Source organism: Yinghuangia sp. YIM S09857 (assembly GCF_051388915.1).
Classification (GTDB): Bacteria; Actinomycetota; Actinomycetes; order Streptomycetales; family Streptomycetaceae; genus Yinghuangia.
In genome coordinates this window covers 49863-63627 of record NZ_JBPKBH010000021.1, presented here as the reverse complement: position 1 = coordinate 63627, position 13765 = coordinate 49863, and the positions used below count along the sequence as shown (strand labels likewise).

The following is a 13765-nucleotide window of genomic DNA, read 5'->3' as shown; positions in this document are numbered from 1 at the left end:
GGGGGTTGCGTCACCGGGCCCGGATCACGCCGCCGCGGCCAACTCGGCGGGCAGCGGGAGGCTGTGGACGACCGCGAGGGTGGACACCGCCCGGGTGAGGACGACGTACAGCCGCCGCAGACCCTGGGGTTCGGCCGCCACGATCTCGGCGGGTTCGACGACGGCGACGTGGTCGAATTCGAGGCCCTTGGCGAGGCTCGCGGGGACCAGGCTGAGCCGGGTTGCGGGGCCGTCGTCGTGGCCGTCGTCGGGGGCGGTGCCGAGGACGCGGTGGCCGAGCCCGGCGGCGGTCAGCGCCGCGGTGAGGGCGGGGACGTGCCGGTCGGCGGCGATCACGCCGACGGAGCCTTCGAGCGCGAGCAACGAGCGGGCCTCCGCCGCGGCGACGTTGTCCACAGCCTGTGGACCGGCGAGCTGTGGAGCAGGGCCCTGTGGGCCGGCGGGCTGCGGATCTGGGCCCTGTGGACCGACTGGATCCCCAGGCTGTGGATCATCACCCTGTGCACGGCCACTCTGCGGACCGTCACCCTGTGGACCGACACCGCGAAGGATCAGCGAGCCCGCCGCCTCCCGCACGGAGCTCGCCGGCGCCAGGCCCGGCGCGATGTGCGGGAGCAGACGGCTCGCGTAGTCCAGGATCTCGCGCGGCACCCGGAACCCCCGCGTCAGTTCCTCCAACCGCGCGTCCGTGCGCCCGAGATGCCGCAGCGTCGACGGCCAGTCGGCGGCCGCCCACGGCGTGGTGCCCTGCGCGATGTCGCCCAGCACCGTCGCGGAGCCGGTCGAGCACCTCCGGCCGACCGCGCGGCACTGCATCGCGGACAGGTCCTGCGCTTCGTCCACAACCACATGGCCCAAGCTGGGGGTACGCGCGACCAGGTCCGCCGCCTCGTCCACAAGCACCGCGTCCGCCGCCGTCCACTTGGCCGAGCCGACGCCGCGCGCCGGCTTCGCCCATCGGATCAGCGCCTGTTCCTCCGCGGTCAGCACACCGTCCGCGCACGCCGCCAGGAATTCCGCGTCGGACAGGAGGCGCAGCACCAGCTTGACCGGGTCGACGGCCGGCCACACCGCGTTGACCAGGTCGCGGACCGGGCGCGAGCGGGCCACCGCGTCCTGCACGCGGTCGTCGGGCGACTCGCCGGCGCGCTCCATCTGCACGAGCACCGCGTGTGCGAGGCGCTGGTGCAGCATCTCGCGCGCCGCGCCGTACCGGACATCGCGTGAGCGCAGGCCCGCGACGACCTCCTCGACCTCGTACGACGGCACCCGCCAGCGCCGCGAGCCGCGCACCACGAGCAGCGCCTCGGACGGCGTGTCGACGACGCCCGACCAGACCGCGCGCCGCAGCACCTCGGCCATGCGCGCGTCGCCCTTGAGCCGTCCGGCCTCGGCGCTGTCGGCGGCCTTGACCGGGACGTGCGCCACCAGGTCCTCGACCGTGGTCTGCCCGACCTCGACCTCGCCGAGCGCGGGCAGGACCTGCTGGATGTAGTCGAGGAACGAGCGGTTCGGGCCCACGACCAGGGTGCCGCTGCGGTGCAGGCGCTCGCGGTGCGCGTACAGCAGCCAGGCGACGCGGTGCAGACCGACGGCGGTCTTGCCGGTGCCGGGGGCGCCCTGCACGCAGACGGTCTCGCCGAGGTCGGCGCGCACGATCTCGTCCTGCTCGGGCTGGATGGTCGCGACGATGTCGCGCATCGGGCCGACGCGCGGCCGCTCGATCTCGGCGGCGAGGATCGCGCTTTTGGCGTCGTGCTCGGCGGAGTCGGCCAGGTGCTCGTCCTCGAACGCGGTGAGGGTGCCGCCTGTCCAGCCGAAGCGGCGGCGCAGTTCGACGCCCAGCGGGTCGAGGCGGGTGGCACGGTAGAACGAGCGCGACACGGGCGCCCGCCAGTCCACCACCATGGGGTCGCCGTGTTCGTCGTGCACGTGGCGTCGGCCGATCCAGAAGCGTTCCAGCGGGCGGGACGGGTCCGCGGCGATCTCGACCGGCGCGGTGCCGGTGGCGACCGCGGGGGCGTCCGCGAACCGGCCGTCGACGCGGCCGAAGAAGAGCGGGGTGTCGGCGAGGTCCGCGAGGGCGGCGATGCGGTCCTGGATCAGGCCGTGGACGATCTTGTTGGAGACCTCGTTGCCGCCGACGTCGGTGAGGTCGAGGGCCTCGGTCTCCTCGCGCATGCGGCGCAGGGCGGCGCGCGAGGCGTTCAGGTGGGTGCGTTCGGCGGCCAGCGCGGGATCGGGGGCGGCGGTGCGGTCGTCGGACGGGTCGGCGGCGTGCGCGGACATGGGACTCCGGGATCCGTGGGCGGCTTCCTGCGGGAGGAACCGCGGCAGGAAGAGGACGCCGACCGATTCCGACCGGTCGGCGTGGCCGGCGCCCAACCCCGGACTCGGAAGGCCCTGGGGCAGTGCGGTTACGCGGCAGCGGAATCGGCCACCTTAGACCCGCACACGCCCCCTGTCCAACCCGAATTCCTCCCCGAGCACCCTCCGACGCGACCCGCGACCCGCGACCCGCGACCTGCGACCCGCGACCTGCGACCCGCGACCGCGCCCCCCCGGTCCACCGGCGCACAGCCCGCCCCGCGTGGCCTCTGTGCGCGGGAGCCGACTGCCCGCAGTGTCTCCCCGCTCCGCCCCCGCCTCAGCGTTTGCGGGCGGTGACCACCAAGTACTCCCACGTCAGCGTTGGCGGGCCGCCGTCGAGCCAGAACGTTCTCGGCAGTTCGGCCAGCGCCTGGTCCAGTGCCTCGACCTTCGCCGCGTCGTCGGCGATGTTGCGGTACACGGCGATCGTCGGGCCGTAGTTCGCCTTGAAGAAGTCGCGGAACTCCTCCGCGCTCCCGAACCGCCGGACGGACAACTGCCGCCGCTGGGCGTCGAAGCCCGTCACCCGGTCGCCGAACAGCGCCCGCACGTGCTCCGGGTCGCCCCACAGCGGCGGCGGCTGCGCGCCCGGCGGCGGAGGCGCGGCGTAAGGCTTCATCACGGCGAACATCCGGCCGATGAACCCCTCGGGCGTCCAGTTGACCAGCGCGATGCGGCCGCCCGGCTTGCAGACGCGCAGCAGCTCGTCCGCGGTGGCCTGGTGGTGCGGCGCGAACATGACGCCGACGCAGGACATCACGGCATCGAACTCCGCGTCCCCGAAGGGTAGTTCCTCCGCGTCCGCCTGCTGCCAGGAGAGTTTGGCCCCGGCCGTTTCGGCGTACCGCTGTCCCGCCTCCATCAGTTCGGGTGTCAGGTCGGACGCGGTGACGTCCGCGCCCGCGAGGGCCGCGGCGATCGCGGCGTTCCCGGATCCGGCGGCGACGTCGAGGATCCGTGCGCCCGGTGCCGCCCCGGCCGCCGCGGCCAGTTCGGGGCCGAGCTCGGCGATCACCTCGGCGGCGACGGCCGGGTAGTCGCCCAGTGCCCACATGGCGCGGTGCTTGGCTTTGAGGGCGCGATCGGCGCCCGAAATGTCGGTTTCACTCATGGCAGTTTCCTTCCCCCCTGGGAACGTGTGACTCCTCGCCGCGGACCGCCGGTCCCACAAGGGCCCATGGGCTCCACAGGCCCGACGGGTCTCATCCGACCCGCCGGCCCCACCCGCCCCCGGACCCGGCCGCCGTACTCTCGTCACGACCCGGCCCGCTTCGGTGCTCCACGGCAACTGGGCTTCCCCCAACGGAGGTTCGCCAGGGGAGGCATGTCTTCGAGAGTAAGAGCCACGGCATGGGCCGCCTAGTACAGGATCTGTACCGCAAACCCCGGGCGCGGCGGCCGCCCGCCCCCTACCCTCGCCACTATGGGCGCTTCGTACCACCAGTTCTGCCCCGTCGCGAAGGCCATGGAGCTGCTCGACGAACGCTGGACGCTGCTCATCGTGCGCGAACTGTGTGCCGGGAGCGAGCGGTTCAACGACGTGCGCCGCGGAGTGCCGCGCATGTCACCGACGTTGCTCTCGAAACGTCTCACCCACCTCACCCGGGCGGGCATCGTCGAACGCGTGGCCGACGGCACCGACGTGCGCTACATCCTCACCCCGGCGGGCCGCGAACTCCGCCCGGTGGTCGAGGCGCTGAGCGTCTGGGGAGTGCGTTGGACCGGCGAGTTGGGGGACGCCGACCTCGATCCCAAGCTCCTGCTCTGGGACATGCGCCGCAGCGTCGACGGCGACGCCGTCCCCGCCGGGCGCCGAACCGTCGTCCGCTTCCGGTTCCCGGACGCCCCGCTGCGCGCCCGCGACTGGTGGCTCGTCATCAGCGCGGGCGGCCCCGGCACCGCCGAAGCCGACCTGTGCGACACCGACCCCGGCTACCAGGTCGACGTCACCGTGACGTCCCGCCTGCGCCGCCTGATCCAGATCTGGCGCGGCGACCTGCCCTGGGCGGACGCGCTGCGCTCGGGCGACGTCGACGTCCGCGGCCCCGAGGACCTGCGCCGCGCGCTGCCCGGCTGGTTCACCCTCCCGGGGTTCGCCGCGGTACCGCGCCCGACGTGACCCCGGTCCGAAGACCGCGCAGCCCGACAGGCACCGTCGACCCCGCCTACGACCGCAAGTCGTCAGCGTCCACGATCTGGTACGCGTACCCCTGCTCGGCCAGGAACCGCTGCCGGTGCGCCGCGAACTCCTGGTCGATCGTGTCCCGCGCCACCACCGAGTAGAACCGCGCCGCCCGGCCGTCGGCCTTCGGCCGCAGCACCCGCCCGAGGCGCTGTGCCTCCTCCTGCCGCGACCCGAACGACCCCGACACCTGGATCGCGACCGCGGCCTCCGGCAGGTCGATCGAGAAGTTCGCGACCTTGCTGACCACCAGCACCGAGATCTCGCCCTGCCGGAACGCCTCGAACAGCCGCTCCCGCTCGGTGTTGCGCGTCTCGCCCTTGATCACCGGAGCGTCCAGGCGCTCGCCCAACTCGTCGAGCTGGTCGATGTACTGCCCGATGACCAGCGTCTGCTCGCCCGCGTGCCGGGCCACCAGCTCCGCGGTGACCCGCGTCTTGGTCTCGGTCGTCGCGCAGAAGCGGTAGCGCTCCTCCGGCTCGGCCGTCGCGTACGCCAGCCGCTCGGCGTCCGTCAGCGTGACGCGCACCTCGACGCAGTCCGCCGGGGCGATGTAGCCCTGGTTCTCGATCTCCTTCCACGGCGCGTCGTAGCGCTTCGGGCCGATGAGCGAGAAGACGTCGCCCTCGCGCCCGTCCTCGCGCACCAGCGTCGCGGTCAGGCCGAGCCGCCGCCGGGCCTGGAGGTCGGCGGTGAAGCGGAAGATCGGGGCGGGCAGCAGGTGGACCTCGTCGTACACGATGAGGCCCCAGTCGCGGGAGTCGAACAGCTCCAGGTGCGGGTAGACGCCCTTCCGCCGCGTCGTCACGACCTGGTACGTGGCGATCGTGACCGGCCGGATCTCCTTGCGCGTGCCGCTGTACTCGCCGATCTCGTCCTCGGTCAGCGAGGTGCGCTTGACCAGCTCCGCCTTCCACTGCCGCGCCGAGACGGTGTTCGTCACCAGGATCAGCGTGGTGGCCTTCGCGGTCGCCATCGCCGCCGCGCCGACCAGCGTCTTGCCCGCGCCGCACGGCAGCACGACGACGCCGGAGCCGCCGTGCCAGAAGCCCTCGACGGCCTCCTTCTGGTACGGCCGCAGCGTCCAGCCGCGCTCCGCGAGCTCGATCGGGTGCGCCTCGCCGTCGACGTACCCGGCCAGGTCCTCCGCGGGCCAGCCCAGCTTGAGCAACACCTGCTTGACCTGGCCGCGCTCGGACGGGTGCACCGCGACGCTGTCCGCGTCGACGCGCGCGCCGACCAGCGGCGCCATCTTCTTGCTGCGCAGCACCTCTTCGAGCACGGCCCGGTCGGTCGTGGTCAGCACGAGGCCGTGCACGGGGTGCTTGGCGAGGGTGAGGCGGCCGTACCGGCCCATCGTCTCGGCCACGTCGACCAGCAGCGCGTGCGGCACCGGGTAGCGCGAGTAGCGCAACAGCACGTCGACGACCTGCTCGGCGTCGTGGCCGGCCGCGCGGGCGTTCCACAGCCCCAGCGGGGTGAGGCGGTACGTGTGCACGTGCTCCGGCGCCCGCTCCAGTTCGGCGAACGGCGCGATCGCGCGCCGGCAGTCGGCCGCGGCCTCGTGGTCGATCTCCAGCAGCAGGGTCTTGTCGGACTGCACGATCAGCGGGCCGGTGGTCGGCTCTGACACGCGGTGCCTCTCTTACGGCGAATGGGGGACTCCCAGTGTGAACCACCCCGGGGACGGCTGTGTTCCGGTCGGTCGGGACGGACCGGACCAACCGGCCGAAAACCGTTCCGCACCGCCGATATTCCCCCGGGGAAGCAGCCCTACGGAACCGTACTGCGCAGGGATGAGCGGCAGTGCCCTCCTTGAGGAGGAACCACGGTTCGGTCCGGCGCTCTTACCCTGATATTCAATGGCCATTTTTCCGCCGCTGCCGGGCGTCCCCGGTGCCTCCGCGGCCTCCGACCCCGGCCCCGCGCTGCGTACGCACGGGCTGACGCGCGACTACGGTCGCGGCACCGGCGTTTTCGGCGTCGGCCTCGCCGTGCCCCGGGGCAGCGTCTACGGCCTGGTCGGGCCGAACGGGGCGGGGAAGACCACGCTGCTCTCGCTGATCAGCGGCATGCGGCGGGCGGACGCAGGCGAGGTGGACTTCGGGGTCCCGCAGGAGCGCATCGCGGTGTGCACCGACGTGCCCGAGTTCGAGCCCTGGCTGAGCGCCGCCGAGGTGGTCGAGCTGGCCGGACGCCTGGTCAACCCGGACCTGCGGCCCGAGTGCGTCAAGACCGCGCTGCACCGCACCGGCCTGGTCGAGGCCGCGGACCGCAAGGCCGGTTCGTTCTCGCGCGGCATGACGCAGCGGCTCGGCCTGGCCGCCGCGCTGGTCGCCGAGCCCGACCTGATGATCCTGGACGAGCCCACCTCGGCGCTCGACCCGCGCGGCCGTGCCGAGGTCCTGGACCTGGTGGCCGGCATGCGCGGCCGGACCACGGTCGTCTTCTCCAGCCACATCCTGGCCGACGTGCAGCGGGTCTGCGACCAGGTCGGGGTGCTGCGCGCCGGCCACCTGATCTACCAGGGGCCGGTGGCCGAACTGGTCACCGAGCACATGCGTCCGACGTGGCTGATCCGGCTGCGCGACGACGGCGCCGCGCTGTGCCGCACGTTCGCGGCCGAGGACTGGGTCGTACGGGTGTCCTCGGTGCGCCCCGGCCTGGTGCGGGTGCAGGCGCGCACGGTCGACGAGGGCGAGCGCAACATCCTCGGCGTGCTGGACCGCAGTGCCGCGCGCGTGATCTCCGTCGGGCCCGAGGAGTCGGACCTGGAGAGCGCGTTCCTGTCGATCACCGGCGCGGCCCGATGAGCGAGCGCGGCGTGGGACGGCTGAGTGCGGCCGGACGCGCGGAGACCGGAGCCGCCGCTGACACGGTCGCGGACCGCGGGCGCGGTCGCGGTCGCGCGGGCGGCGCGGTGCGCGGGCAGGCGAGCGGGGCGGCGCGTACGGCCGAGGCGGCGGGTCAGCGCGTCCGCCGGCCGCTGGGCCTGTGGCGCCTCGAAGTCCTGCGCGTCACCCGCACCCGCCGCTGGCTGCTCCTCCTCATCGCCTATCCGCTGCTCGGTGCCGCGGGGCCGCTCGTAGTCCGGCACCTCGATCGCATCCTGGAGGTCCTCGGCGCGGACGGGGCCGACCCGCCGGACGACATGGGCGCGCCCGAGGGCATGGCCGCGTACGTGGTGGCGTCCGGGCAGATCGGCCTGTTCGTCGCGCTCGGCATCGCCGCGGCGGCCCTCGCCGTCGACCACCGGCCCGGCCTGGCGGCCTTCTACCGCACCCGGACGCGACGCGCCCGGGACCTGGTCGTGCCGCGCTGGACGGTGTGCGCGGCGGCCGTCTGCATCGCGAACGCCGTGGCCACCGCCATCGTGTGGGCCGAACTGCGCTGGCTCTGGGGGCCGGTGCCGACCGACCGGATCCTGTACGGCGCGCTGTTCAACACGCTCTATCTGCTGATGGCGCTGGCGCTGGTCGCGGGCGCGTCGGCCTTCCTGCGGCGACCCGTCGCGCTGTTCGGCGCGGCGCTCGTCGCGCTGGTGCTGTCACCGTTGCCGAGGCTGTGGCGGCCGCTGCGCGGCTGGGAGCCGTCGTCGCTGGGCAGTGCCGGGGTCGAACTGCTGGAGGACGCCACGCCGGGCGAGTTCGTGGGGCCCGCGCTCGTCGCGGTGCTGGTGACGCTGACGATGCTGTCCCTCGCGGTGTGGCGGATCGGCCGCCGCGAGATGTGACGGTCCGACGGCCTCGACGGCCTCCGGGAAGAGACGTCGGTCGGGCCTCCCCGACGAGACGTCAGTCGGCGGGCTCCGCCGCCTCGACGCCGGTGATGCGGTGCAGCGGGTACGTGTGCAGTTCGCCCGCGGTCTGCTCCTGCGCGGTGACGTATCCGCCCTCCAGGCCCAGCGGCACGATGACGCGCTGCGTCGCCCGGCCCTCGCGGGTCACGTAGCCGATCCACACCGGCCGCCGCTCGGCCAGCGCCGATTGCAGCGCGAGCAGTGTCTCGGCCGCCGACGTGCGCGGCAGCTCGGCGGGCGCCTCGCCGTCGCCCGCACCGCGGGGCCGGCTGGCCGCCGCCCGGTCCCCGGCCCGGATCGTGCTGACCGCCGCGGAGATCAGCCCCGCGCTCGGGGCGGGCGGCTCGCCGGTCACGCGCGGCGGCAGCGAACGGGGCGGCGTGCGCCGCGCGTCCGGCCGGGTGACGACGACGTCGCCCGTCGCGGACTCGGCCATCGGCGCGTACCCGAGCGAACGCAGCGCCGACAGCACCGCGTCGGGCGCTCCCTCGGCGGCGAGCACGGTCGGCGCGAGGCGCCGCATGCGCAGCCCCGCGGCCCGGCGGTCGGCGAGCAGTTCGCTCAGCACGGACTCGTCGTCGCAGCGCAGGTACGCCGACGCCGCGCCGACGCGGAGCCGCCCGTGCCGCCGGGCGATGTCGTCCACGAGGTACGTCAGCGGCTGCGGCACGGGCGTGCGCGAGTGCGTCGCGAACAGCCGGTGCAGGTCGGCGGCGGTCCGCCCGGAGTCGAGCGCGCGCCGGATGGACGGCTCGCTGAACCGGTACACGGTGGCGCCGCCGGTCGACTCGACGTCCGCCGCCATGTGGAGCTCCTGGGCCAGTTCGACCACCAGAGGCCCGGGCGCGACGGCGGTCAGGTCCGCCTGGAGCAGCACATGGTCCAGCGGGACCGGGAGCAGCGGCGCGAGGGCCACGGCGGCGGCGTTCAGGTCGCCGGTCAGCAGCGCGCGGCCCGCGGTCGTGACGGCACCGCGGCCGGTGAGGCCCAGCAGCTCGGCCTCGACCAGCGTGCGGTCGGCCAGCTCGGAGCGCAGCCGCGCGGTGCGGACCGGGCGGTGCCACGCGAGGTCGGCGAGCAGGTCGGCGGCCGGCGCGGACGTGCCGGGCGGCAGTTGGGTCAGGCGGCCCAGCAGTGCGTGGCGCACCTCGGGGGCGGCGGTGCGGTCGATGCCGGGGCCGAGGGCGTTGACCGGCCGGTCCTTCTCGTCGCGCGTGCCGACCAGGCCCGGCACGCGCGTGGTCTCCAGCCAGACCCCGGCCAGCGTCGCCCAGCGCTCGGCGACCGGCCGGGCCCGCCACACGTCGTAGGCAGGGGTCGGCAGCCACTGCTCGTCGGCTTCGCCGTCGCCCGCGACCAGCCCCGCGGCGTACGCCAGCTCCAGCCACACCGCGGCCTCGGACTCGGGCACGTCGAGGGCGACCGCGACGCGCTTGAGATCGCGTACGCCCAGACCACCGGCCCGCAGCACGGGCGGCCCGCCGGTGCTCCACAGTTCGAGCAGCTTCTCGACCTGCCGCACGGCGGTGAACCCGGCGCCCGCGCCCGCGGCGTCCACAGCCTGTGGATCACGCGGCGTCGTCGCGATCTCCGGCGGGGTCGGCTCCAGCGTGCGGTGCACGCGGCCGCCGCGCAGCACGAGCGCGAGTTCGCGCGGAAGCACGACGGTCTGCGGGCCCGCGGGCACCAGCAGGCAGCGGGCGAGAAGCCATTCCACCGGGGAGTTCGCCTCGTCGGCGCGGACCGGCCGGTCGGCGCCGCGCACGCTGCCGGTCGGCGGCCCCCAGACCAGCTTGTCCAGGACTTCGAGCGCGGCCGGGGGAGCCTGGTCGAGCAGCGCGGCGACGGCCTTGCGGTCCCCGAACAGGCCGGTCAGCGCGGCGATCGCGCCCACCGCGTCGGCGGTCGGGGGCAGCCCGAGGTCGGCCAGCACCTCCTGCAACCGGGCGGGACCGGTCGCGCCGAGCGCCACGGCCAGCGGCGGTCCGAGCCCTGCGGGGGCCGCACCCGCGAGGTCGCGCACCGTGCGCACCACGCGCAGCGACGACACCGGGCCCCAGAGGAGGGCGCGGACGCGAAGCGCCTCGACGGCGTCCGCGAGCTGCGGTACGTCGTCCCCGACCAGGTCGTGCAGCGCCTCGTACGGGAAGCCGTCCGGCAGCACGACCGCGGCGTCCACAACCTGGAGGGTGAAGCGGTCCAGCCGCTCCAGAACGCGCGCGACCGACGCCCGGGTGGTCGCCCGCGTCGCGAGCTGGGTCAGGTCGACCGGCACCGGCGTGGTGAGATCGGGCCGCGCGCGGAGCAGCAGCGCGAGCTCGTCGTCGCCGCGCCCGCGCAGATCCTCGGCGAGCGTACGCGGCGCCCCGCCCCCACCGGGCGCACCGGCGGGCCCGTCCGAGGGTCTCTGGGTGGACATGGTCATCCCGACAACGTTAGCCGCAAAGCCGAAACCCCCCACCCCCAGAGCCCGCCCGCCCAGGAGAGAGGCCCGCAGCCGCCGACACCGGTCGCACGACGCCGTGGCCGTGCCGCCCCGACTCGACGTCATGCGACGCGATGCCAGGGGATGCGATGCGACCGACCCGACGCGACGGCCGCGCCCCGACGCCGTACGACCGGGCGCAACCGGCTCGACGCGACCGATGCGATGTCATGCGACCAAAGCGATGTCATGCGACCAAAGCGATGCGACGCGACGGCCCCGCCCGGCCCCGATGCAGGGCGACCGGATGCATCGGGCCGGACGCGATGCGACGGACACGATGCGACGCGACCGACCCGCCCACCCGCGCCCCCCAACTCGCCCGGCCCCGACGCGTCCGCCCCAACTCGCCCGCTCCAACTCGCCCGGCTTGCGGTCGGCCGCGCGTTCGGCAGCGTGACCGTCGAGGTTGCGACGCCACTCCGTCCTGCCCTCGGCTGTTCCGTGTGCTGCATCGCGCGGACGCGCGCGGGCGCTCGGGCCGGGTGGCCGGGGCCGCAGGAGGTCCCTCTCGACCTACAGCGCCGCGTGCTTCTCCTGTCGAACGTTCCCCGTACCCCGATCGGGGGAATGGATCGTCTGGCAGCACCCGCGGTTCTAAGCTGGCTGCTGGTCCGTCTGGGGCAACGAGGGCACTTCTTGGGGGCGAAAGGCCGGGCATGGACTTCGAGTGCGACCGTCTGGTCCTCCAATACCTGGGTGAAGTCGGGGACGCCGCGCAGCGCAAGTTGCGGCCCGCCGATCGGGCCCGGCTGGTCGAGCGGCTCCGCGGTGAGATCGAGCAGGAGCGCGAGCGCGGCAACGCCAACACCCCGGCGGGGGTCAAGGGCATCCTGACGCGGCTCGGCTCGCCCGACGCGGTGGTCGCCAACGAGGTCTTCCGGGTGCCGGAGTCCGGGCAGGCCGCGACGGCCGGTGCCGGGATGGACTCGTCGGGCGGTGCCGCGGTGCGCGGTTCGCGGACCGCGACCATCGCCGCGCAGATCGGCTTCCGGCCGGACGCCAGCCCCGTTCCGTCGCAGCGCGACGGCTCGGAGGAGCAGGCGATGAGCGCCACGCCGATGCAGCCGGTGGGCGACGGGCTGATCGGCTGGCCGGCGTACCCGATCGGGATCGCCCCGCCCGGGTCCGCGCAGTGGGAGGGCGTCGAGGAGATCGTCGGGCCGGAGCCGGTGCGCCGGGTGCCGCTGCGGGCCTCGGTGCGCGAGCTCGTCACGATCGTGCTGCTGGTGGTCGGCGCGATGGTCGGGTCCGCGGTCGTCGTGGTGATAGGACTGCTGGTCGCCTTCACCTCGGCACTGTGGTCGCTGGGCGAGAAGCGCATGGCCGGGTTCACGATCCCGCTGGTCACCGTGGCGGCGTTCGGCACCGCGATGTGGCTGCGCGCGACGGACCGCGCCGGGACCGACCTGACGGCCCGTCAAGCCTGGGAGCGCTTCGAGGACTTGCTGCCGACGATGCCGCGCGTCTTCGGTGCCGCTGCGGCGGTGTACCTGCTGGTGGTGCTGTTGCGGAAGCAGGCCGAGTCGGACGAGTAGCCCTGCTCAGGCGGTCAGTTCGTGCAGTTCGGACAGGACGAACTCGTGCGGGTCCGAGACTGTGCCCTGCGAGCACGAGGTGAGTCGCGAGCACCCGCTGCGCGCGGTGCGGACCGTGACGCGCAGCAGCCGCCCGTCCGCGTCGACGTCGACGGTCGCGCCGCCGTCCGCCTGTTCGGTGTGCGTGAGCGGGCGTACCGCGTCGATGGCGACGATGCCGGTGTGGCTGCGGGCGAACCACTCCGCGGCCTGCACCGCGGCCGGCACGCCCATGCGGCCCCGGTAGTGCGCGAGGTCGATCTCGCCGCGCAGGCACGCCGCGCCGACCTCGGCGGCGACCGGCTCGGTGACGAGTCCGTGGTACGTGCCGTGCGGCAGCGCGACCAGGTTGGCCGCGTAGCGGTCGCCGCCGACGTGCGTGGTCTCCCACACCGGGTCGCCGTACGCCGCGTGCAGCGCCCGCACCGTCGGCCGCCCGAACTGCGCGCAGCACGGCTCGCGCTTGCCGTGCGTGCACACCAGCAGCACCGGCTCGTTGTGCGGGGTGCCCCATCCGGGCCGCTCGCCGCGCGACACCGCGCCGAGGTCGAGGTCGAACAACTCGCGCAGGTCCGCCACTTCGCGCTGCTCGGTCCACGGCTCGCCGCCGCGCGAGCCGCCCGAGAAGGCGACGTACACCTGGTGCGGCGGCACCGGGCGGCGGGCCCCGGGGCGGCGGATGAGCTGGGGGCGGATGCGGTACGCCGGGAGGCGGTCGAGGAATTCGGCGACCTCGGGGGACAGCCCGGGCGGCCGGTCGTACGCGGGCCAGGGGCCGGGGTGCTCGACCAGCAGCCACGCGTCACAGGTCTCGGGGGCGCTGCCGAGCACCGATTCGCCCAGCGCGCGGGCGACCACGGCACAGCGGTCGGTGCCGCGTGCGGGCGCGGTCGGGCTCGCGGGAGGATTCAAGGCTGCCACGAGATTAGGTTAGGGTAACCTAACTCGCTACGCAAAGTCACAGCCGCAAATGAGCGTGGCTCGATGGGAGCACGCCGCTTCCGGGCGGCGCGCGACCAGCGTACAAGCCGCCCTCCACGGCGCCCGGAGCGGCACCGCGAGAGGGCCCGTACGCAACGCGGCCGGGGTCAGTCGGGCACGCTGCGTCGCTGTCCGCGCGCCGTCGCGACGACGCCGCCGATCAGGACGGCGAGGCCGACCGGCATCAGCACGCTCAGCAGGTAGACCGCCCGGGGCAGCGCGTCTGCGCCGATCAGGAACGGTGTCAGGGTCGCCAGAGTGGCCACGGCGCCGACGGCGAACACGATCGCGCCGACACGGACCGCGACGTCGGCGCGGCCCGCCTCGCGGGGCGCCGTGCGGGAGGAATCGATGGTGCTCACCACCCCACG

At 74.5% G+C, this 13765-nt stretch carries 10 protein-coding genes; 4 read left to right on the top strand and 6 right to left on the bottom strand.

The window, feature by feature from the left end; genetic code table 11:
- Positions 1–24 precede the first annotated feature (24 nt).
- Positions 25–2289: an AAA family ATPase gene (locus tag ACRX5S_RS32820; RefSeq protein WP_436776829.1), complete on the bottom strand. Its 2265-nt coding sequence runs from the start codon at positions 2287–2289 to the stop codon at positions 25–27.
- A gap of 358 nt (positions 2290–2647) precedes the next feature.
- Entirely contained in the window at positions 2648–3481 is an 834-nt protein-coding gene (locus tag ACRX5S_RS32815) for a class I SAM-dependent methyltransferase (RefSeq protein WP_436776828.1), read from the bottom strand.
- Positions 3482–3793: 312 nt separating this feature from the next.
- Between ACRX5S_RS32815 and ACRX5S_RS32810 the strand changes: the two genes are divergently transcribed.
- Complete coding sequence (locus ACRX5S_RS32810; RefSeq protein WP_436776827.1) at positions 3794–4489, top strand: winged helix-turn-helix transcriptional regulator; 696 nt, start codon at positions 3794–3796, stop codon at positions 4487–4489.
- A 46-nt stretch (positions 4490–4535) separates the two neighbouring features.
- Here ACRX5S_RS32810 and ACRX5S_RS32805 read toward each other — a convergent pair whose 3' ends face one another.
- Positions 4536–6185 carry a DNA repair helicase XPB gene (locus tag ACRX5S_RS32805; protein ID WP_436776826.1) on the bottom strand — a complete coding sequence of 550 codons (1650 nt, stop codon included), beginning with the start codon at positions 6183–6185 and terminating at the stop codon, positions 4536–4538.
- Between the two features lie 229 nt (positions 6186–6414).
- On the opposite strand from ACRX5S_RS32805, the gene ACRX5S_RS32800 reads away from it, so the two are divergent.
- Complete coding sequence (locus ACRX5S_RS32800) at positions 6415–7365, top strand: ABC transporter ATP-binding protein (protein ID WP_436776825.1); 951 nt, start codon at positions 6415–6417, stop codon at positions 7363–7365.
- Between the two features lie 11 nt (positions 7366–7376).
- Positions 7377–8285, top strand: a complete 909-nt coding sequence (locus ACRX5S_RS32795; RefSeq protein WP_436776824.1) for a hypothetical protein — start codon at positions 7377–7379, stop codon at positions 8283–8285.
- A 61-nt stretch (positions 8286–8346) separates the two neighbouring features.
- On the opposite strand, the gene ACRX5S_RS32790 is transcribed toward ACRX5S_RS32795, so the two are convergent.
- Positions 8347–10770: a helicase-associated domain-containing protein gene (locus tag ACRX5S_RS32790; RefSeq protein WP_436776823.1), complete on the bottom strand. Its 2424-nt coding sequence runs from the start codon at positions 10768–10770 to the stop codon at positions 8347–8349.
- A 725-nt stretch (positions 10771–11495) separates the two neighbouring features.
- Here ACRX5S_RS32790 and ACRX5S_RS32785 point away from each other — a divergent pair.
- Positions 11496–12374 carry a hypothetical protein gene (locus ACRX5S_RS32785; protein ID WP_436776822.1) on the top strand — a complete coding sequence of 293 codons (879 nt, stop codon included), beginning with the start codon at positions 11496–11498 and terminating at the stop codon, positions 12372–12374.
- Positions 12375–12380: 6 nt separating this feature from the next.
- Here the strand turns inward: ACRX5S_RS32785 and ACRX5S_RS32780 are convergent, their stop codons facing one another.
- Positions 12381–13334 (bottom strand): sucrase ferredoxin, encoded by a 954-nt coding sequence (locus ACRX5S_RS32780; RefSeq protein ID WP_436776821.1) that lies wholly within the window; start codon positions 13332–13334, stop codon positions 12381–12383.
- Between the two features lie 167 nt (positions 13335–13501).
- Complete coding sequence (locus ACRX5S_RS32775) at positions 13502–13756, bottom strand: hypothetical protein (RefSeq protein WP_436776820.1); 255 nt, start codon at positions 13754–13756, stop codon at positions 13502–13504.
- Positions 13757–13765: the final 9 nt, after the last annotated feature.